The following is a 22292-nucleotide window of genomic DNA, read 5'->3' on the forward strand; positions in this document are numbered from 1 at the left end:
AGGCCCCGAGACCCCGAGACCCTCTGAGGCCCTGAGGCCTCCTCAGGTCACGCGCGGGGCCTCGGCGTGATGCGGGCGGGGGCGGACTGCCCCTGCTCGCGCGCCTCGGTCACCAGGGCGCCCATCCCGCGGATCGTCGCCACCTCGAACAGGCTGCGCATCGGCAACCGCACCCCCAGCTTGCGCCGGATCAGCGCGATGAGCTGGACCGCCACCAGCGAGTTGCCGCCGAGCTCGAAGAAGTCCTCGTCGGCGCTCACCCGCCTGGTGCCCAGCACCTCGCACCACAACGCCGCCAGCGTGGTCTCCACCTCGCCCTGCGGCGCGATGTACCCGGTGTCGCCGTGCTCGTCGCCGCCGTCGGTGCCGGTGCCGACCGGCCGGAGGCCGTCCTCGATCGTCTCCTTGGTCAGCGTGCGCACCCCGGCCACGAAGTCGGCGAGAGCCGTGGCGTTCACCACCACCTGCGGGCCGACCGCGAAGGCCAGCAGCCGGCGGAAGGCGTCGGCCCCCAGGACCGGCAGGATGCCCAGCCTGGCGCCCTCACGGTCGAGCGCCACACCGGCCGCCGCCGACTCCTCGGCCACCTCCGGCACGTCCGCGCTCTCCCGCGCACCCTCCTCGACCCGCTGCGACATCGCGCCGGCGTCCACGCGCCGCAGCACGAACTCGGCGATCTCCACGATCCGGCGGCCGGTGTCGTCGTAGAGCGTCAGGTCCACGGCGATCACCTCGCCCCCGGTGTCGCGGTGCACCGCGTGGCTCCACACCCGGGCCGGCATCGGGGCGTGCACGGTCAGCTTGCCGTACCCGAGGGGCAGGTAGCTGTGCTCGCCCGCCGCGCTGACGAACGCGGTGGCCTCGTCCAGCAGGGCCGGGTGCAGCCCGAAGCGGTCGAGCTCGGCGGCCGTCTCCGGGCAGGCCTCCAGCCGGGCCAGCTCCTCGTTGACGCCGTGCGCGACCGAGCGCAGGCTCCGCCAGCGCGGGCCGAAGGTGACCAGGCCGGAGGCGGAGGCGAACAGGTTCTCCTCCCGCACGCCGAACGAGCAGCGCTCCTGGATCCCGGCCAGATCGGCGAGCGGCGCCGGCTCGGGCAGGTTCCAGGCCGCGCTGCCCTTGACGTGCGTCTGGGAGCCGCCGCTGATCACCTCGAAGTCGGCGCCCTCGGCCGTCGCGGTGAACAGCACCCGAAGGTCGGCCGAGGCGTCCTCGGCCACCGGCAGCGGCGCGACGAACGCGACGTCGCGCAGGACGACGACGTGCTCGGCGCTCGGGCTCGGCACCACCGCGGCGAAGGCGGCGCGGGCGCACTCCAGGTAGCCGGTGCCGGGCATGACCGGCACGCCCGCCAGCCGGTGCTCGGCCAGCACCCAGTGGGTCGCGGGCGAGATCCGGCCGCCGCACCAGGGCAGCCGACCGTCGGCCGGCTCGTGCAGCTCGGTGAGGATCGGGTGGTCCAGCGGGCTGAGCTGGTCGCCGCGCTGCAACGCGCGGAAGGACTTGGGCGCCTCCACCTCGGCGGCCATGCCCACCTCCAGCCACGCGCCCCAGTTGGCCGAGATGACGCGGCCCGGCCAGGTGGCGGCGTAGGCGTCCAGGAAGGCGTTGGCCCCGCAGTAGTCGACCTGCCCGAAGCCGCCGGCCACCGCGGTGACCGAGGAGCACAGCAGGACGAAGTCGAGCTCGCCGAAGACCTCCCGCAGGGCCTGCGCGCCCAGCAGCTTGGGCGCCATGACGGCCAGGGCCGCCTCGCGGTCCTTGACCTCCGCCATGCCTCCGCCGGGCAGGCCGGCCGCGTGCACCAGGCCGTCGATGCGGCCGAACCGGGCCAGGACGGTGTCGCGGACCTCCCGCAGCGCGGTCGCGTCGGTCACGTCGGCGGCCAGGACGAGCACCTGGGCGCCCGCCTGCTCCATGCGGGCGATCGCCTCGGCCGCCCGGGCGCCGCGGCTGCCGTTCAGCCCGGAGCGGCCGAGCAGGACCAGCGCGCCGCGGGTGCGGGTGGCCAGGTCCTCGGCCAGGGTGAGGCCGATGCCGCCCAGGCCGCCGGTGACGACGTAGACGCCGCCCTCGCGCAGGCCCGCCATCGGGTCGGCCGGCTCGGGCAGCTCGACGGGTTCGTAGCCGCGCGTCCAGCGCCGTCCGGCGCGCAGCACAACGGGGGAGGGTATGCCGCCGTCGGGCTCGGCCGGGTCGGTCGCCAGCTCGGCCAGCGTCGCTTCGAGGTCGCCGGACGCCGACTCGACGTCGAGGTGGCGCACCGACAGCCACGGCGCCTCCAGCGGCAGCACGCTGGCGATGCCGGTGACGGTGGCGTGCTCGGGCCGGCGCACGTCGTGGCCGAGCACGCCCTGGGTGCCCTCGGTGAGCACGTCGAGATGGACCGCCGCGTCCTGCTCGCGCGGGCTCTGCGCGAGCGCCTGGAACAGGGCCAGCAGGCTGAAGAAGCCGCGGTCCTGGGCGTCCAGGATCGGCTCGCCGCCCTGGCCGTCGAGCGCCCAGGCGTGCAGGATCCGCGCCGGGGTGCCGGTCTCGGCCAGGAGCAGCTCGCAGTCCTCGCGGGAGCCGGGCCGCAGCGTGAAGGAGCCGTCGGCCGCTCTGCCGTACTCCTTGCCCTCCACGGCGCGGATCACCTCCGCGCCCGCCGCTTCGAGCGCGGCCAGCAGCGGCTCGGCGGCCGGGCCGGCGAACGCCAGCCAGCGCCGCCCGGTCAGGTCCGGGGTACGGCGGGCAGCGGCCAGCGGCGCCTGCCGCCACGAGGGCAGCGCGAACCACTGCTCGACGGGAAGCGCCCCGGTCTGCGGCGACTTGGGGTAGATCAGCTCGGGGTCGGCCGCGACCGGCACCCAGTGATGCGTGCGCTCGTAGGGATAGGTCGGCAGCGGCACCCGGCGGCCGGGCTCGCCGAGCGCGTCCACGACCGCGCCCGCCGCCCACAGCGTGCCCGCGGCGGTGTAGATCACCTGGAGGTCGGTCGCGGTCTCGGTGGGCCCGGGCAGGCTGGGCAGCGGGGCGGGCGCGCCCATCGGGAGCTGGCTCCTGATCAGCCCGGCCAGTTGCCGGCCGGGCCCGCACTCCACCACGTGCCACTCGCCCTCAGCCGCCAGCGTCGCCACGCAGTCGGCGAAGCGGACCGGCTCGCGCAGGTGACGCGCCCAGTACGCCGGGTCGGTGGCCTCGGCCGCGGTGATCCAGGTGCCGGTGACGTTGGACAGGAACGGCAACGCCGGCGCCTGCCGGTCGATCGAGGCGACCACCTGGTGGAAGTCGGCGAGGATCGGATCCATCATCGGCGAGTGGAAGGCGTGCGAGGTGCGCAGCGCCGTGTGCCCGATGTCGTCGGCGGCCAGCCGGGCCGCGTACTCCTCGACCAGCGCCACCGGACCGGCGACGACGCACGCGCCGGGGCCGTTGACCGTGGCGATCGACAGGCCCTCGGGCAGGCCGGGCCGTACCTCCTGCTCGTCCAGCCGTACGGCGAGCATCGCGCCGGGCGGCATGCTCTGCATGAGCCGGCCGCGGGCGGCGACCAGCCGCAGCGCGCCGGGCAGGTCGAACACGCCCGCGACGGTCGCGGCCACGTACTCGCCGATGCTGTGGCCGATCATCGCGCCCGGCTCGACGCCCCACGAGCGCCACAGCATGGCGAGCGCGTACTCCACGGTGAACAGCGCGGGCTGGGTCAGCTCGGTGCGCCTCAACCGCTCGTTGGCCGACTCGTCCCCGAAGATCAGCTCGCGCAGGTCCAGCCCGAGCTCGGGCCGCAGCAGCTCGGCGCACTCGTCCACGGTGTCGCGGAAGACGGCCTCGGTCCGGTAGAGCTCGGCGCCCATCCCGGCGTACTGCGCGCCCTGGCCGGAGAACAGCCAGGCCACCCGCGGGCTGCCGGCCACGCCACGGATCAGCCGGCGCGAGTCGCCCAGCGCCCGCACGGCGTCGGCCCGGTCACCGGCCACCACGACCGCCCGGTGCTTCATCTCCCGCCGGCCGGTGCGCAGCGTCTGCGCCACGTCGGCGAGGTCGAGGTCGGCCTCCTCCAGCCGGGCGGCCAGCCGGCTCACCATCGCGGCCAGAGCCGTCGGCGTGCGGGCCGACAGCCGCAGCAGGTGCCGGCTGCGGTGCTCGCGCGGGACCGGGGGCAGGGGCGGCGCCTCCTCGACGACGACGTGCGCGTTGGTGCCGCCGATGCCGAACGAGCTCACACCGGCCCGGCGCGGCACTCCGTTGGACTTCCACTCCGCCAGCTCCGCGGCCACCCGGAACGGGTTCTCCCCGAACGGGATGCGCGGGTTGGGCCGCTCGTAGTTGAGCGTCGGCGGGATCAGGCCGTGCTCGACCGCCAGGACCGTCTTGGTCAGTCCCGCGATGCCCGCGGCCGGGCCGAGGTGGCCGATGTTGCTCTTGACCGAGCCGATCGCGCACCAGCCGGCGTCGTCGGTGCCGCGGCTGAACACGCTGGCCAGCGCGCCGACCTCGATCGGGTCGCCCACCGAGGTGCCGGTGCCGTGCGCCTCGACGTAGGTCACCGTGCGCGGCTCGACGCCCGCCACCGACAGCGCGTTCGAGACCGCGACCGCCTGCCCTTCGAGGCTCGGCGCGGAGAAGCCCGCCTTGGTCGAGCCGTCGTTGTTGATGGCGTTGCCGCGGATGACCGCGCGGATGTGGTCGCCGTCGGCGATGGCGTCCGACAACCGCTTGAGCACGGCGACGCCGCCGCCCCCGCCCCAGATGGTCCCCTTGGCCGAGGCGTCGAAGGCCCGGCAGTGCCCGTCGGGGGCGTAGATGCCGTCCTGGTGGTAGAGATAGCCCCACTCCGGCGGCATCTCGAAGGACGCGCCGCCGGTCAGCGCCATGTCGCACTCGCCGCCGCGCAGCGCCTCGCAGGCCACGTGCACCGCCACCAGCGAGGACGAGCACGCCGTGTGCAGCGTGAGGCTCGGCCCGCGCAGGTCCAGCTTGTAGGAGACGAAGGTCGACAGATAGTCGGGATGGTTGCCGACGTAGACCGCCAGGTTGCCCGCCGAGGCGTGGGTCTTGCGGTCGCGGCGGATGTAGACCCACTGGTACTCGTCGGAGCCGATGGCCCCGTAGACGCCGATGTCGCCGTCGTAGCGGGCCGGGTCGTAGCCGGCGTCCTCCAGCGCCGTGGCCGACAGCTCCAGGAACAGGCGCTGCTGCGGGTCGCGTAACTCGGCCTCGCGCGGCGACATGCCGAAGAACGCGGCGTCCAGCGCGCCGTAGTCGTCGGTGATCGCGGCGGCGCGGACGAAGTTGGGGTCGTCCAGGAGGTAGTCGGGCACGCCGAGGGCGGCCTGCTCCTCCCGGGTGTAGAACCGGACCGACTCCACGCCTCCGACGAGGTTGCTCCAGAACTGCGTCACGTCCTGCGCGCCGGGCAACCGGCAGGCCAGTCCGACGACCGCGATCGGCTCGACCAGCGGTTCGTCCTGCGGACCTGTCATGCGTCACTCTCTCTTTCTGGCCTGGTCAGGCCGCCGAGAAATGGTCCGGGCACGGCTTGCGGCGATTCGCCGGGCGGCGCGGTCGAGACCTGAGGTGGTGCTCTGGCCGTCCAGGTGCACGGCCAAGGAGCGGACGGTGGGAAAGCGGAACAGATCGACGATGGACACCTCGCGGCCCAGCGGGCCGCTCAGCCTGGCCTGTACCTCGGCTGTGGCCAGGGAGTGGCCGCCGATGTCGAAGAAGTTGTCGTCCAGGCCGATGCGGGGCCGGCCGAGCACCTCGCGCCAGATCCCGGCGATGAGCCGCTCGGTCTGGCCGGCCGGCTCCTCCGCCCCGGCCGACGCCGGCCGTGGCGGCGGGTCGGGCAGTGCGGCCCGGTCCAGCTTGCCGTTGGGGGTGAGCGGGAGCGCGGGCAGCAGGATCACCTCCGCGGGCACCGCCGCCTCCGGCAGCCGGGCCCGCAGATGCCGCTGCAGGTCCGCGGCCCTGGTCCCCGGCCCGGCCGGTACGGCGTAGCCGCGCAGCACCGGCCCGCCCGGCTGCTCGACCAGGGCGGCGGCGGCCGCTCGCACCTCCGGGTGCTCGGCCAGGACCCGCTCGATCTCGCCCAGCTCCACCCGGTGCCCTCGCACCTTGACCTGCCCGTCGGCCCGGTGCGCGATCACCACGCGCCCCTCGGGGTCGTAGCGGCCCAGGTCCCCGGTGCGGTAACGAGCGATCCCACCGGCTTGTGTGGCGGGGTGGCCGGCTTCCGTGGCAAGGCGGCGCGTTTCCGTGGCGGGATGATCCGCTTCGGTGGTGAGGCGGTGCGTTCCCGTGTCGAGGTGGTCCGTTTCGGTGGCGAAGCGGTCGGCGGTGAGCTGTTGATCGAGGTAGCCGTCGGCCAGCCGCCTGCTCCTGACCACCACCTCGCCCAGCTCACCGACCGCCGCCGGGACGCCACCCGGGGTGAGCACCAGCAGTTCGGCCCCGTCGACCCCGTGACCCACCGGGACAGAGCCGGTGCCGCACTCCTGCGCGCCCAGCTCGTGGAGCGCCTGGAGCTGCGGCGTCTCGGTGGTGCCGTACCCGTTGACCAGCCGAGCGCCGGGCGCGATCGTGCGTAACCGGGTGACGTCCGCCCAGTCGAGGCGATCCCCGCCCAGCACGACCAGCCGCAGATCCGGCAGCCTCACCCCGGCCGCGGTCAGCAGCCGGGCGAGCTGCGGCGTGAGGTGAACCACCGTGATCGCGTGCTCCTGCAACCAGCGAGCCAGCCGGGCCGGGTCGCGGACACACTCCTGCTCGGGCACGTACAGGGTCGCCCCCAGCACCAGCGGGACGAACGCGTCCCGCAGCAACGGATCATGGGCCAGCCCGGCGAGCAGAGCGAACCGGTCGTCCTCGGTGAGCTGGAAGGCGCGCGGGTACCAGTCGAGGAAGCGGGCCAGGGGGTACTCGGCGGCGTGCACGGGCTTGGGATCCCCGGTCGTGCCGGAGGTGAAGGCCAGGTAACCGCGCTCGGCAAGGGGGACAGCCGGCAGCCCTCTTCCCGCCCGGTCGGCCGGTCCTGGGACGGGCAGTTCCGGAAGGTGGGCGAGCTCGGGCGGGGCCGTGGTGCCGGGACAGCACAGCAGGGCCGTGGCTCCGGCGGCCGCTGCCTGGGCGGCCAGGCGAGCCGGTGGGAGCGCCGGATCGAGCACCGCCCACCGCGCTCCGGCCGCGAGCACCCCCAGCAACAGCCCGGGCAACTCACGACTCCGAGCAGCGAGCACCCCGACCGCCTCCCAGGAAGCGGCCTGCCCGGGAGGGGTGGTGACCGCAGCGGTGGTTGCCGCCGCCAAGGTGACCAGTTGGCCGTAGGTGAGGGTGCCGCCGACGCCGGTGACCGCGGTTCGGTCGGGATGGGCGGCGGCGCGGCGGTGGATCCGCTCGACCAGCCCGTCACCCGTCCACTCCGCCAGCTCCCTCTGCCCGTCCGGGAGCCCAGAACCGCCTGGCAGCCGGTGGCCGGCGGGGCGCAGGGTCGCCTCCTGGACGGGGGAGCCGGGAGCGGCCACGACCTGGTCGAGCAGCCGCACGTACCCCGCCAGCAGCGCCTCGATCCGCTCGGCGCGATACAGGCGGGGGTTGTACACGGCCTGCAGCTCGTAACCCCCGGCCCGCTCCCCGACGTACAGCGTGAGGTCGAACAGGGACCCGGGCAGCCCGGCCGGCAACGGCTCGACGGCCACACCGGGAAGGTCGAGCCGCGGCTCGGTGTAGTCGTACATGTTGAACAGCACCTGCACCAAGGGGTTACGGGCAAGATCCCGGCCCGCCCCGAGCCGCTCGACCACCCCCTCCAGCCGAACGTCCAGGTGCGCCATAGCCTCGGCCAACGCCTGCCGGCACCCCACGACCTGCTCATCGAAGGACACCGAGCCCCGTACGGCCAGCCGTACGGGAAGGACCTGCACCAGGCAGCCGACCAGCGGATCAAAAGCCGGATGCCGCCGGTCCGCCACGGGGGTGCCGACGACCAGGTCGTCGGCCCCGGTCAGCCGGGACAGCACCTGAGCGAAGGCCGCGAGCATCACCGCGTACGGCGTCGCACCGAGCCGGGCGGCCAGCGCCCGCACCGCGTCACCGGACGGGATCGTGGCGTGCGCGGCGGCCCCCTCGAAGGTCTGCACGGCCGGCCGAGGATGGTCCCCGGGCAGGTCGAGCACGCTCGGCACCCCGTCCAGCCGCTCGGCCCACCACCCGAGCGCCTCGCCCGAGGGCCGGGCGTCGAGCCAGGCCGCGTAGCCGGAGAAGTCGACCGGCAGCTCGGGCAGCGCCTCACCCCGGTAGGCACGGGAGAGATCGTCGAGGAGCACCTGCTGCGACCAGCCGTCGAAGACGATGTGGTGCGCGGTGAGCGCGAGCACGTGCTCCCGGTCGCCGACGCGCAGCAGCCGGGCCCGCCACAACGGTCCCGCGGCCAGGTCGAACGGCCGCCGCGCCTCGGCCGCCAGCCACTCGTCCGTGCTGCCGCCGGCGGCGAGGTCCACCGGGAGCGGGACCTCGCCGGGCGAAGCCACCGCGACCTGAGGCACGCCGTCGACGTCCGTGACGCTCCACCGGAGGACCTCGTGCCGCCGATGCACCGCCGCCAGCGCCCTCCGCAGCGCGTCGAGGTCGAGCGGCCCGCTGAGCCGCTGGGCGAGGGCGATGTTGTGCACCGGCGTCCCGGGCGCCAGCCGTTCCACGAACCACATGCGCCGCTGGATCGGGGTGAGCGCCGGGACCGCCCGGGCGGGCGGCTCGTCGGCGGGCGGGGCCGCCTCGGCCCGGCGGGCCAGGGCTTCCACGGTCCGCCCGGCCAGCACGTCCTCGACGGTGATCTCGCGGCGCAGGTCGGCACGCAGGGCGGCGACCAGCCGCATGGCCAGCAGCGAGTGCCCGCCGGAGGCGTAGAAGTCGGTGTCGAGGCCGGGCGGCCCGAGCTCGAAGACCCGTTCCCAGGCGAGCGCGACGGCCTTCTCCACCGGGGTGCGCGGCGGCCGGTCCGGTGCCTGCTCCGGCCCCGCCGTGGCGTCGGCCTTGAGCCGCTCGGCGCTCTCGGCGCGGAGCCGCGCCAGGTCCACCTTGCCGGCGACGGTCAGCGGGAGTACGGCCAGCCGCAGCACCCGGACCGGGATCATGTACCGGGGCAGCCGGTCCTGGCAGTGCGCCCGCACCTGCTCAAGCCCGGGCGCGCTCAGCGGCGCGAGGTAGGCGGTCAGCTCCGGCCGTCCGCCCGGCCCGGGGGCGAGGTCGACGACGGCCTGCCCGATCTCCGGATGGGCCCGCAGGACGACCTCGATCTCGCCCAGTTCCACCCGCTGGCCCTGGACCTTCACCTGGCGGTCGACGCGGCCGAGGAAGCCGATGCGGCCGTCCGGCTCGATGACCACGCGGTCGCCGGTGCGGTAGAGCCGGCTGCCGGGCGGTCCGTAGGGGTCGGGCACGAAGCGTTCGGCGGTGAGCTCGGACCGGTTGAGGTAGCCGCGGGCGAGCTGGGGGCCGCCGATGAACAGCTCGCCCGGCGTGCCGGGCGGGCAGGTCTCGCCGTGCTCGTCCAGGACGCGGGCGATGCAGCCGGGCAGCGCGTGGCCGATCGGCAGTGGCCGGTCCCAGGCGCCGGACAGTTCGGTCCCGACCACGCACACGGTCGTCTCGGTCGGGCCGTACCAGTTGTGGAAGCGGCGCGTCCCGGGGCGGGCCCAGCGGGCGACCTGCTCGGGGCCGGCGGGCTCGCCCGCGGTGAGCACGTCGCGCAGCGTGGGCAGCCGGTCCGGGTCGAGCAGGGGGAGGAGGGCGGGTGGGATGGTGCCCCAGGTCACCTCGTGCTGTTCCAGGAAGCGTTGCAGGCGGGCCGGGTCGGTGCGGTCCTCGTCCGGGATGAACATGACCGAACCGCCCCTGGCCAGGGGGGCGAAGATGTCGAGGACCGAGACGTCGAAGCCGAGCGCGGCGAAGCCGATGCTGCGGCAGCCGGCGTCGAGCTCGAAGTAGCGGCCGGCCATGGTGACGAAGGCGACGGCGGCGGCGTGTTCGACCACGACGCCCTTGGGGCGTCCGGTGGAGCCGGAGGTGTAGAGGACGTAGGCGGCGTTGTCCGGGCGCGGCCGGTCCGGCGGGGCGTCGCCGGGCCGCTTCGCCCGCTCACCCACACCGATCAGGTCAACGCCCATGCCTGAGAGGCCGGGGTCGGTTGAGCCGGTGCCCGGGCCGGAGAGGAGGGCCCGGCCCGGCTCGTCGGTGACGACGATCGAGAGGCCGGCGTCGTCCAGCACGTCCAGCAGCCGAGCCCTCGGATGGGCCGGGTCGAGCGGGACGTAGGCGCTGCCCGCCGCCATGACGCCCAGCACCGCGACCAGCAGGTCGGGGGTCCGGCGGGCGCACACGCCGATGCGCGTCTCCGGCCCGGCGCCCGCCTCGCGCAGCCGGGCCGCCAGGCCGGTGGCGGCCTCGGCGAGCTCGCCGAAGGTGAGCGTGCGCGTCCACTGCCGGATGGCTACGGCGTCGGGGGTCCGTTCGGCCTGGGCCAGGACCAGCTCGTGCAGCAGGGGCCCGGTCATGGGGCCCAGCCCGGGGCCAGGTCGAGCCGGAGCAGGATCCGCTCGTACGGCGCGGCGACCGCCAGGACGGCTTCGCCCTGCCGTACGGGGAGCGGCAGCACCAGCACCCGCCAGCTCTCCAGAGCGGGGTCGCCGACCGGCCGCCACGCCCCTCGGGTGGCCGGGTCGGTGAAGGCGAACCGGTCGGGTGGCACCCCGGTGGCCGAGCCGAGGGCCTGCCGGGCGGCGGCGACCCGGGCGGCCAGCCGGTCGCGCTCCTCCTCGGCGGCCGACTCGATCCAGCCCGCCTCCTCGGGATCGAGCGCTTCGACGATGGAGGCGTACGGCGTCACCCCGCAGATCGCCACCCCAGGGCTCGGCACCGCGCTCACCCGAACCTCCCCGGCACGGGTGCCGAGGTCCTCGGTCGGCGCGCCGAGCTCCTCGGCCAGCAGCCGCGCGAGTTCGGTGGGCGCGTCCCGCAGGAACAGGTGCCCGGCGGCCACGGTCCGCAGGCCGAAACCGGCGCTGGTGTGGCGGGCCCAGCCGAGCAGGTCGCCGGGCCCCACCTCCTGGTCGTCGGCGCCGGCGAAGGCCACCACAGGCACGTCGAGCGGCGGCTCGGCCAGGTAGCGGTAGGCACGGATCCACCGGAAGTCCGCCCGCAGGATGGGCAACGACCACGCCCGAAGCTCGGGCTCGTCCCGCAGTTCGGGCTGCGCGCCCGCCCGCCGTACGAGCTGGTCGATGAAGGCGTCGTCGGGCAGGTCGGTGGTCGCGGCCAGCGGCACCCGCCGGTCGGGCGGGTGCGCCGCACCGACCAGAAGCCGTTCAGGCAAGGGCAGCCCCCGGCGGCGCAGCTCGCGCACGACCTCGAAGGCCAGCCGCGCCCCCATGCTGTGCCCGTAGATCGCGTACGGCCGGCCGGTGTGCGGCGCGATCTCGTCGGCGAGCGCGGAGACGCTGAACTCCGGCGGCTCGTCGCCGCGTTCCTCCCGGCCGGGCAACTGGATGGGAACGACCTCGAACCGCCCGCCCGCCACCCGGCGCAACTCCCGGAATGCGCCGGCGGCACCACCGGCGTAGGGAAGGCAGAAGAGCTGGACGGTGGTGGACAGGGGAGGCTGGGTGGCGATGCTCAAGGCACTCCTGTGGGCTGGCAGGCCAAGGCGTCCCGTTCACCGGGCGGTCATCAAGGGCTGTGCAATAAATCCTTATAACTAACGTTTTGTGGTGCAGTCAACTGCCATATACGGACATGCACAGATGGTAGAAGTCGCCGCACGGAATCCGCCCCCGACCTGGACCCGCCGTCCCTTGGGCCGGATTCGCGCAGTGCGATAAAGGGCTTCTCGGCCTGTCTGAAACGAGCACGCCCGTCTCCTGAACTCTCTCGACTCCCGCCGGATGAATAGGTATGAATAGCTTCGTCCACCTCGTGAATGCCACAAAAGACGACGTTCACCAGAAAGTGAGGCAGGAGTGACCTCCTCGCCGGGGCTGTCCGCAAGCGAGCTAGAGCTTTCCGACCCCAAGCGAGCCTTGCTGGAACAGCGCCTGCGCCGGCGATCGGGCCCCAGACGTGCCGCGATCCCGCGCCGCGAGCCGGGTGCGGAGGTGCCCCTGTCGTTCGCGCAGGAGGGCCTGTGGTTCATGGAGCAGTTCGCTCCGGGGACCGCCGCCTACACCGTGCCGCTCGTGCTGCGCCTGCGCGGGCCGCTCGACAATGGCCGGCTCCAGCACGCGCTCGACTCGCTGGTGGCCAGGCACGAGATCCTGCGCAGCCGCTTCCCCGCCGATGCCGACGGGCGGCCACGGGTCGAGGTGGCCGAGCACGTCCACGTCGAGTTGCGCCACCAGAGCGCCGCGGACGAGACCGAGGCCCGCGCCCTGCTCGGCGCCGACCTGGGCCGGCCCTTCGCCATCGCCACCGAGCCGCCGCTGCGCGCCACGCTGGTACGGCTGGCCGACGAGGAGCACGTGCTGCTGGTGACCCTGCACCACATCGCCGGCGACGGCTGGTCGCTGGAGATCCTGGCCGGGGAGCTGCGTGCCCTGTACGCGGGGGAGGACCTCCCAGAACCGGCCGTGCAGTACGGCGACTTCGCGCTGTGGCAGCGCTCGCGCCCGGCCGACGAGGCGGACCTGGCCTACTGGCGCGAGCAGCTCGCCGGCGTGCCGCCCATCGACCTGCCGCTCGACGGCCGGCGCGGCGCCGTGGCCACCTTCGAGGGCGACTCCCACGCCTTCACCATCGACTCCGGCCTGCTGACCGCCGCCACCAACCTGGCCAGGGAGCACGACGCGACGTTGTACATGGTCGTCCTGGCCGTCTACCAGGTCCTGCTCGGCCGGCACAGCGGGCAGGACGACTTCGCCGTCGGCACCCCCGTCGGCGGTCGCCCGCGCAGCGAGCTGGAGCAGCTTGTCGGCATGTTCGTCAACATGCTGGCCATGCGCGCCGACCTGGCGGGCGACCCGACCTTCACCGAGCTGCTCGCCCGGGTCCGGCGGACCGCCCTGGACGCCTTCGAGCACCAGCGCCTGCCGTTCGAGCAGCTCATCGGGGAGCTCGGCCTGGCCCGCGACATCTCGCGGACCGCCGTCTTCCAGGTCGCGCTGGCCCTGCAGAGCTACGCAGAGGAGAACGCGGACTGGCCCGGGCTGCGGGTGGAGGCCTTCCCGCTGGCCGCCCAGGCCGCGCCGTTCGAGCTGGAGCTGTTCCTCACCGAACGCCGCGACGGGCTCGACGGGCTGTTCGTCTACAACCGCGACCTGCTCGGCAAGCACACGGTCGAGGAACTGGGCGCCCGGTTCGTGACCCTGCTGCGGGCCGCGACCTCCGCGCCCGACCGGCGGGTGTCGGAGCTGGAGATGCTGACCGCCGAGGAGCGGACGCACCTGCTCGCGCTCGCCGAAGGGCCGCGCCTGCCGTACCCGGAGGACAAGACCCTGGGCGAGCTGCTCGGCGAGCAGGTCCTGCGCACGCCGGACGCGGTCGCCCTGGAGCTGGACGGCGAGCGGCTCACCTACGCCGAGCTGGAGCGGCGGGCCAACCGGCTCGCGCACCGCTTACGCGAGTGCGGTGCCGGACCCGGCACCCGGGTCGCGGTCTGCGCCGAGCGCTCGTTCGAGCTGGTGGTCAGCCTGCTGGCCGTGGTCAAGGCCGGGGCGGCCTACGTGCCCCTGGACCCCGACTACCCGCGCGACCGGCTGGAGTTCATGCTGCGTGACGCCCAGGCCGTGGTGCTGCTGGCGCAGGAGGCGGTCCGCGACCGGCTGCCCGACGTGGGGATCACGGCGCTCGCGCCGGAAGCCGACCTGCCCGGCCTCCCGGACGAGGCGCCGGAGCCGGTGGCGACCCCCGACGACCCCGCCTACATGATCTACACCTCCGGCTCCACCGGCCGCCCGAAGGGCGTGCCGAACACGCACGCGGCCATCGGCAACCGGCTCGACTGGATGCAGCGCGCCTTCGCCCTGGACGGGTCGGACGTGGTGCTGCAGAAGACGCCGGCCGGGTTCGACGTGTCGGTCTGGGAGTTCTTCTGGCCGCTCATCACCGGCGCCCGGCTGGTGCTGGCCGTACCGGGCGGGCACCGGGACACCGCCTACCTGCGCGACCTCATCGCCGGCAGCGGCGTGACGACCCTGCACTTCGTGCCGTCGATGCTGGCCGCCTTCGTGGAGGAGGAGGGCATCGAGGCGTGCACGTCGCTGCGCCGGGTGATCTGCAGCGGCGAGGAGCTGCCGCCCCGGCTGGCCGACCGCTTCTTCGAGCGGCTGCCGCACGTCGAGCTGCACAACCTGTACGGCCCGACCGAGGCGGCCGTGGACGTCACCGCCTGGCGGTGCACGCCCGGCGACAGCCGCGTGCCGATCGGGCATCCGGTGCAGAACACGCGCATCCACATCCTCGACGCGCGGCTGAACCCGGTGCCCTTCGGCGTGCCGGGGGAGCTGCACATCGGCGGGGTCCAGGTCGCGCAGGGCTACCACGACCGGCCCGCGCTGACCGCCGAGCGGTTCGTGCCCGACCCGTACGGCCCGCCGGGCGCGCGGCTGTACCGCACCGGCGACCTGGCCAGGCTGCGCCGCGACGGCGCGGTGGAGTTCCTCGGCCGCATCGACGGCCAGATCAAGATCCGCGGCCAGCGGGTCGAGCTGGGCGAGATCGAGGCCGTGCTGCGTGAACAGCCCGGCGTGCGCGAGGCGCTGGTCCTGGCCCGCGACGAGGGGCTCGTGGCCTACGTCGTCACGACCGCCCCCGAAGCCGACCTGCGCGCGGCGCTCAAGGCACTGCTGCCCGATCACATGGTGCCCGGCGCCTACGTGATCCTCGACGAGCTGCCGCTCAGCCCGAACGGCAAGGTCGACCGGGCCGCGCTCCCCGCTCCGCCGCGCCCCGGCCCGGCCGGCGGACGCGGCGAGCTGCCGAGCAGCCCGGCCGAGCTCGCCGTCGCCGAGCTCTGGGGCGAGTTGCTCGGGCGCTCCGACATCCGGCTCGACGACGACTTCTTCGAGATCGGCGGCCACTCGCTGGTGGCCATCCAGGTGGTCGCCCGGCTGCGCCGCCTGCTGGCGCCGGTCGAGGGCCGCTCGGTCGGCGTCATGGACCTGTTCAAGAACCCGACCGTGCGCCTGCTCGCCGAGCTCATCGAGGGGCCCGCGCCGGCCGAGGACCGGCCGCGCGAGCTGCTGCACCGGCTGACCCGCTCGCGGGCCGTACCGGCGCTCACCTTCGTCTGCTTCCCGTACGGCGGCGGCAGCGCCCTGGTCTACCAGCCGCTGGCCGACGCCCTGCCCGAGGAGTGCGCGCTGTACTCCATGGCCTTCCCCGGCCACGACCCCGGCCGCCCCGACGAGCCGGTGATGCCGCTGGAGGAGGTCATCGAGCAGTGCGTGCGCGAGATCCTCGACAACGTGCACGGACCGATCGCCCTCTACGGCCACTGCGGCATCGGCGGCGCGGTCACCGCCGAGGTGGCCCGGCGCTTGGAGGCGCGGGGCCGCGACCTGGAAGCGGTCTACATCGGCGCGATCTTCCCCTTCGCCCGGCCCGAGGGCCGCATCGCCGGGCCGCTGGGCCGGCTGCTGCGCACCGACCGGCTGCGCGGCGACCGGGTCTACGAGAACCGCATGAAGGCGATGGGCAACGACATCAGCGGCCTGGACGAGGAGCAGGTCCGGTTCATGGTCCGCAACCAGCGGCGGGACACGCTGATCGCGGAGGAGAGCTTCACCCGGATGCTGGCCGAGCGGGCCGAGCCGTTGCGCGCCCCGGTCATCGCGGTCGTCGGCGCGCAGGACCCCGCCACCGACTACCACCGCGAGCGCTACCGGGAATGGCGCTTCCTGTCGCCCGACCTGGCCCTGGTCGTCCTCGACGAGGCGGGGCACTACTACCTGAAGTACCGCGCGGACGACCTTGCGCAGATCCTCACCAACACCCACATCGCGATGGGCTACGGCGCCACCGACGCGCTCAGCCGTACCGCCCGGGGACCGGCGGCGGGCTGGTGGATCGAGGAGACCTCGCCGCCGTCGCAACCGGAGCCTGAACCGGACCGGCCGAAGAAGGAGCCGCCGCCGCCCAGCATGCGGCGCTTCCTGACCGTCTCCGCCGCCCAGCTCGTCTCCATGATCGGCACCGCGGTCACCGACTTCGCCATCCCGATCTGGGTCTACACCACCACCGGCTCGCTGGTGAACTTCGCCCTGCTGGTCGCCCTGGCGATCATGCCGGGCGTGCTGGCCGCCCCGCTGGTCGGCGCCATCGTCGACCGGTCCGGCAAACGGTCCATGATGGTCCTGGGCAACTGCCTGGCCGGCGGCGTGCAACTGCTGTTCGGGCTGCTGCTGTGGAGCGGCAACCTGGCCGTCTGGCACATCTACCCGCTCACCGCGGCGCTGTCGGTGACGCTGATCTTCCAGCGGCTGGCGTACTCCTCGGCGCTGCCGCAACTGGTCCCCAAGCGCTACCTCGGTCACGCGGCCGGTGTGGTGCAGATGTTGCTCGGCACCTCCCAGTTCGTCGCGCCGCTGCTGGCCGTCGCGCTGCTGGCCGGGATCGGCCTGGGCGGCATCCTGGTGATCGACGTGGCCAGCTTCGCCGTCGTGCTGGTCGCGCTGGCCCTCATCCGCTTCCCCGCCACCCTCGGGCTGGAGCGGCGCGAGCCGATGGCCACCGAGATCGCCGCCGGGTTCCGCATGTCCCTGGGCAACCGGCACCTGCGGGCCGCGCTGCTGTACTTCGCCGTCCTCAACGTCATGCTGGCCGCGGTGCTGATGTCCGTCTCGCCGCTGGTGCTGTCCTTCGCCGACCTCGGTACGGCAGGCCGCGTCGCCTTCGTCGGCGGCCTCGGCGCCACCCTCGGCGGCGTGCTCGTCGCCCTGTGGGGCGGCCCGCGACGGCGCCGGATGCGCGCGGTGCTGCTGGGCACGCTGCTGCTGAGCCTGTTCGCGGTGGTCACCGGCCTGCACGCCTCGCCGCTCGTGGTCGCCGTGGGCGCGTTCGGCCTGTGGTGCAGCCTGTCCGTGGTCAACGGCGTCTTCATGACGATCATCCACGTGAAGGTGCCGCAACGCTTCCACGGCCGGGTCATGGCGTTCAACCAGATGATCTCCTGGTCGACGCTGCCGATCGGCATGGCCGTCGTCGCGCCGCTGGGGGAGCGGCTGCTGGAGCCGCTCCTGGCCCCCGGCGGGGCGCTGGCCGCCTCGGTCGGCGCGGTGATCGGCGTCGGCCCCGGCCGCGGCATCGCGTTCATGTACGTCCTGCTCGGCCTCGGCATCGCGGTGCACGTGCTGGTCTCGATGCGCATCCCGGTGCTGGCCCGCTTCGACGACGAGGTGCCGGAGGCCGAACCCGACGACCTCGTCGGCGCTCAGGCGCTGCAAGGCCGGGCGGGCAACGTCGTCAGCCTGGCCTGGAGCGCGCCCGCCTTCGCCAAGGCGCTGACCATGCCGCTGTCGGCGGCCAAGGCCGCGGAACTGCTCGGCGAACCCGTCGAGAGCGTGCTGCTGCGCACCGGCGGCGAGATCAGCGCCGTCTACGAGGTCAGGACCGCCACCCGCGAGCTGATCTTCAAGCTCTACCCGGGCCTGTTCACCGACCGCATGCGCAAGGAGCGCCGCGTCTACGAGCTGCTGGCCGGCAGCGGGGCGCCCGCACCGGCCGTGGTGCTGGCCGACGACTCCAAGCGCGACCTGCCCCAGGCGTACCTGGTCATGACCAAGATCCCCGGACAACCGCTGTCCCAGGTGTCGGCCACGCTGGACGAGGAGAGCATCGAGCGGCTCTACCGCGACATGGGCCGAGTCCTGCGGGCCGTGCACAGCGTCGAGCTGACCGCCTTCGGCCCGTTCGACGGGCTCCAGGAGCCGACCAACGACGCCTACGTCGGCGGCGAGTTCGAGACGAAGGCCGCCCGGTTCGCCGAGTTCGGCGGCGACCCCGAGCTGCACGCGGCGCTGGTCGCCAAGCTGCGCACCGGCCGCCCGCTGCTGTCCCGCTGCGCCACGCCCGTGCTGCTGCACCACGACTTCCACGAACGCAACGTCATGGTCGCCGAGCAGGACGGGCGCTGGGAGCTGACCGGCGTCATCGACGTCGAGAACGCCCTCGGCGGCGACCCGCTCATGGACCTGGCACGGACCGACTACTTCGCCGTCCGCGGCGACGCCCGCCGCCGGCGGGCGCTCCTGGAGGGGTACGGCCCGCTGCCGGCCGACTGGGCCGAGCGCCTGGCGTTCTACCGGCTCTACCACGCGCTCGACCAGTGGCACTGGCTGGCCACCATCGGCGAGGTCAGCGCGCTGGAGCCGATCACCGGGGAGATCCGCGAGCACCTGACGGAGGCACCGTGACCGAGAGCGTCTTCCCCGCCTCCTACGCCCAGCAGCGCATCTGGTTCCTCACCGAGCTGACGCCCGACCTGCCGCTCTACAGCATCGGCGGCGTCTACCGGCTGGAAGGGTTGCGGGTGACGCGGCCCGAGCTGGTGGAGGAGGCGCTCCGGCTGGTCGTGCGGCGGCACGAGCCGCTGCGCACCCGCTTCGAGCTGCGCGACGGGCAGGTCGTGCAGCTCATCGCCCCCGACGTGCCGGTGCGCCTGGCGCGGAGCGACCTGTCCGGCCTGGACGCGGCCGACCAGGCCGCCGAGCTGGCCGCGCTCGGCGCCGCCGACGTGGCCGAGCCGTTCGCCCTCGACCGGGCCCCGCTGTGGCGGGCCCGGCTGGTGGACCTCGGCGGCGACCAGTGGCGGCTGGTGCTCGTCACCCACCACACCGTCTTCGACGCCTGGTCCTCCGAGGTCTTCGCCGAGGACCTGGCCGAAGCGCACGCCGCCCTGCTGGAGCAGCGCGAGCCCGCCTTCGGCAAGCTGACCGTGCAGTACGCCGACTACGCCGTCTGGCAGCGCGAACGACTCGACGCCGGCGAGCTCGACGAGGACCTGGCCTACTGGCGCGAGCGGCTGGCCGGTGCGGTTCCCCTCGAACTGCCCACCGACCGGCCCCGGCCGGCCGAGCTCAGCTACGCCGGCGCCAACCACGCCTTCACCGTCCCCGCCGAACTGGCCGAACGGGTCACCACCCTGGCCAAGTCCTCCGGCGCGACCACCTTCGCGGTGCTGCTCACCGCCTTCGCCGCCCTGCTGGCCCGCTGGAGCGGGCAGAACGACGTGGTCATCGGCTCACCGGTGGCCGGACGCGACCTGCCCGAGCTCAACCCGCTGGTCGGCATGTTCGTCAACACCCTGCCGCTGCGCGCCGACCTCGGCGGCGACCCGACCTTCGCCGAAGCGCTGGACCGGGTCCGGGACACTGTGCTGGAGGCGCTTGACCGCGCCGAGGTGCCCTTCGCGCGCATCGTCGAGGAGGTGCGGCCGCCGCGCGACCCGGCGCGGACCCCGCTGTACCAGGTGGCCTTCAACCAGTTGCCGTTCGACGTCCGCGGCCAGTTCGGGACCGGTACCGCCAAGACGGACCTCACGCTGGAGGTGCAGAACCCGGACGGGGAGATGAGCGCCTGGCTGGAGTACAGCACCGACCTGTTCGACCCGGAGACCGTCGCCGAGCTCGCCGGCAGCTACCTCGCCCTGCTCGACGCGGCCACCGCCGACCCCGCGCTGCCCCTGTCCCGGCTGCCGCTGATGTCGGCCGCGCGGCGGGCCGAGGTGCTGGCCTCCTGGCACGGGCCGCGCCTGCCGTACCCGCCGCAGCCGCTGCACGAGCTGGTCGCGGCCCGCGAGCCGGACGCGCCCGCGGTGATCGTCCCGCACGAGGACCGCACGCTGACGTACGGCGAGCTCGACCGGCGGGCCCGCGCGCTGGCCGCCGAACTGATCCGCCGCGGCGTCGGCGGCGAATCACCGGTCGCGGTCTGCCTGCCGCCGGGCGGCGACCTGGTGATCGCGCTCCTGGCGGTCCTGAAGGCGGGCGGCTGCTACGTGCCGCTCGACCCGCGCTACCCCGAGGCGCGGCTGCGCTTCATGCTCGACGACTCCGGGACCGCCCTGGCGCTGACCACGCCCGAGCTGGCCGGGCGGCTGCCCGGCGTGCCGTGCCTCGTCGACTTCCCCGGCGAGCCGCCCGCCGGCCTGGTGCTGCCGCGGGTGTCGCCCGACGATCTCGCCTACCTGATCTACACCTCCGGCTCCACCGGCACCCCCAAGGGCGTCATGGTGCCGCACCGGGGCGTGGTCAACCTGGTCGAGAGCCTGGCCTTCGACGCCGCCGAACGCATGCTGCTGCTCACCCCGCTCTCCTTCGACATCGCCGCCCTGGAACTGTTCGGGCCGCTGCTGGCGGGCGGCGCGGTCGTGGTGGCTCCGCCGTCCGGCAAGCTCAGCGGCCTCGACGTCACCACCGTCCAGGCCCCGCCCTCGGTGCTGGCCGAACTCCTCGACCAGCTTCCTCCCGGGCTGCCCCGCCTCTTCAGCGGCGGCGAGCCGCTGACCGCCGGCCTCGCCGCGCGGCTGCAGGCCGTGGCCGGGCAGGTGCACAACATGTACGGCCCGACCGAGACCACCATCTGGTCCCTCACCCACCGCCTCCGGCCCGACGACCCCGCCATCCGCATCGGCCGCCCGGTGGCCAACACCACGGCCTACGTCCTGGACGCCTCCATGGAGCCCGTGCCGCCCGGCATGATCGGCGAGCTCTACCTGGGCGGCGACGGCCTGGCCCGCGGCTACCACCGCCGCCCCGACCTCACCGACACCCGCTTCGTCCCCGACCCCTTCGGGCCGGGCGGGCGCCTGTACCGCACCGGCGACCTGGTGCGCCGCTGCCCGGACGGCCTGCTGGAGTTCATCGGCCGCACCGACGACCAGGTCAAGGTCCGAGGCGTCCGCATCGAGCTCGGCGAGGTCGAGTCGGCCCTGCTCACCCACCCGGGCGTCACCCGCGCCGCCGCCGCGGTCCGCGACGACGCCCCCGGCGGCCCCGCCCTCGTCGCCTACGTCGACCGCCTCGCCCCGGTCGGAGAACTGCGGGCCCACCTGGCCGACCGCCTCCCACCCACCATGGTCCCCAGCCTCTACGTCAGCGTCGACACCTTCCCCCGCCTGCCCAACGGCAAGCTCGACCGCACCGCCCTCCCCCCGCCCCAGCCCCTGGCCCCCTCCACGTTCGCCGCACCCCCTTCCACGGCAGCGGAAGAACTGGTCCACGAGATCTGGGCCGAGGTGCTCGGCTTCGACACCTTCGGCGTGGACGCCGACTTCTTCGACCTCGGCGGCCACTCCATGCTCGGCACCCGCGTGATCGCTCGCCTCTGCTCCGACCTGGACCTCGAACTGCCGCTCAACACCCTGTTCCTCACCCGCACCGTCCGCCGCCTGGCCGCCGCCGTGGAAGCCCGCCTCACCGCCGAAATCGCCGCACTCTCCGACGAGGAGGCCCTCACCCGCCTCACCTCATCCACCGGACAGGAGGACACCTGACCCAGGTGGCACCCGCCGCCCTGAACGAGGCTCTAGGCCGGGCGAGGCACGCTGACGGCGTGAACCTCGCCCTCGACGACGACGATCTGCGCGCCCGACCCCGGCTGCAGGAACTCCCGCACGTCTGCCTGGGCACGAGGCCGTTCGACCAGACCTACGCCAAGCTCAGCCAGCGCCGCCCGCAAGGATTCAAGGGGGAGCGCCGGCTGCAGCGGCCCGTACTCGATCCGGATCGGATCCGCAGCGATGCCGACCCCGGCTGACCGAAGCCGATGGAACTGCACCGTGAAGTGGACGCCCCACCACGTCGGCGCACCGATGTGCCGTTCCCAGAAGAACTCGATCAGACCGTAGTCACGCCACATCCGCCGCCGAGCCCGGTTCTCCGCCGACGTGGCCCCGAGGATCCCGTCGACCTCGTCCGGACTGCTCGTCGAGTCGGCCCTCAGGACATGCCCCCGCACGATGACATCGACGGCAAGGCGCAGCGTACTCACGCTGGGGTGTTGTGGGGAGCTCTCGTCACACCGGCTGAGTGTAGACAGGTCGCTCTTCTTGGCGCCTGCTGGGGCCGCGCGCATAACCCCGGTCAGCACGTGGAGCGCATGCGGCCGAACCTTGACGGACGTCGTGGCAACCTTCGGCCCAGCCTCGGTCCTCTTCGCCGGAACCAACCCCGGCGTCGCCGTCCCTTCCTGTGGGTGGAAAAGGGTTGGACGGGGTGGTGTTCAGGCCGCTAAGTTGCGGGCGACCGTGACATCGCCCGAGGAGGTGGGACCCATGAACGCAGTAGCTATGTGGGTGCTCCCCCTGCCGTCACGGTCGGGCGATTGAC

6 protein-coding genes are annotated in these 22292 nt (G+C 74.0%); 2 read left to right on the top strand and 4 right to left on the bottom strand.

Annotated features, from left to right (window positions below; translation table 11 throughout):
* Positions 1–47: 47 nt before the first annotated feature.
* The 3 genes from AB0I67_RS15830 to AB0I67_RS15840 are packed head-to-tail and all read right to left on the bottom strand — an operon-like array spanning position 48 to position 11650.
* Positions 48–5462, bottom strand: coding sequence for an SDR family NAD(P)-dependent oxidoreductase (locus AB0I67_RS15830; protein WP_357923587.1), 5415 nt, complete (start codon positions 5460–5462; stop codon positions 48–50).
* A 3-nt stretch (positions 5463–5465) separates the two neighbouring features.
* Positions 5466–10529, bottom strand: a complete 5064-nt coding sequence (locus AB0I67_RS15835) for an amino acid adenylation domain-containing protein (protein ID WP_357923589.1) — start codon at positions 10527–10529, stop codon at positions 5466–5468.
* The gene (locus tag AB0I67_RS15840) at positions 10526–11650 is read right to left on the bottom strand and encodes a thioesterase domain-containing protein (protein ID WP_357923591.1); all 1125 of its coding nucleotides are present in this window, start codon (positions 11648–11650) and stop codon (positions 10526–10528) included. Before AB0I67_RS15840 ends, AB0I67_RS15835 begins: the two co-directional genes overlap by 4 nt.
* A gap of 475 nt (positions 11651–12125) precedes the next feature.
* Here AB0I67_RS15840 and AB0I67_RS15845 point away from each other — a divergent pair, with 475 nt between their 5' ends.
* Positions 12126–18377 (top strand): amino acid adenylation domain-containing protein, encoded by a 6252-nt coding sequence (locus AB0I67_RS15845; RefSeq protein ID WP_357923593.1) that lies wholly within the window; start codon positions 12126–12128, stop codon positions 18375–18377.
* Positions 18374–21457: an amino acid adenylation domain-containing protein gene (locus tag AB0I67_RS15850; protein ID WP_357923595.1), complete on the top strand. Its 3084-nt coding sequence runs from the start codon at positions 18374–18376 to the stop codon at positions 21455–21457. The genes AB0I67_RS15845 and AB0I67_RS15850 overlap by 4 nt, the downstream gene beginning before the upstream one ends.
* A gap of 32 nt (positions 21458–21489) precedes the next feature.
* On the opposite strand, the gene AB0I67_RS15855 is transcribed toward AB0I67_RS15850, so the two are convergent.
* Positions 21490–21954, bottom strand: coding sequence for a hypothetical protein (locus AB0I67_RS15855; protein WP_357923597.1), 465 nt, complete (start codon positions 21952–21954; stop codon positions 21490–21492).
* Positions 21955–22292 lie beyond the last annotated feature (338 nt).

The sequence above is a fragment of the Nonomuraea sp. NPDC050310 genome (assembly GCF_040655795.1).
GTDB lineage: Bacteria > Actinomycetota > Actinomycetes > Streptosporangiales > Streptosporangiaceae > Nonomuraea.

What these genes read in the sequence shown, in the direction of transcription:
- AB0I67_RS15830 (WP_357923587.1), bottom strand. Translation starts at nt 5,462, where the DNA reads ATGACAGGTCCGCAGGACGAACCGCTGGTCGAGCCGATCGCGGTCGTC.
- AB0I67_RS15835 (WP_357923589.1), bottom strand. Translation starts at nt 10,529, where the DNA reads ATGACCGGGCCCCTGCTGCACGAGCTGGTCCTGGCCCAGGCCGAACGG.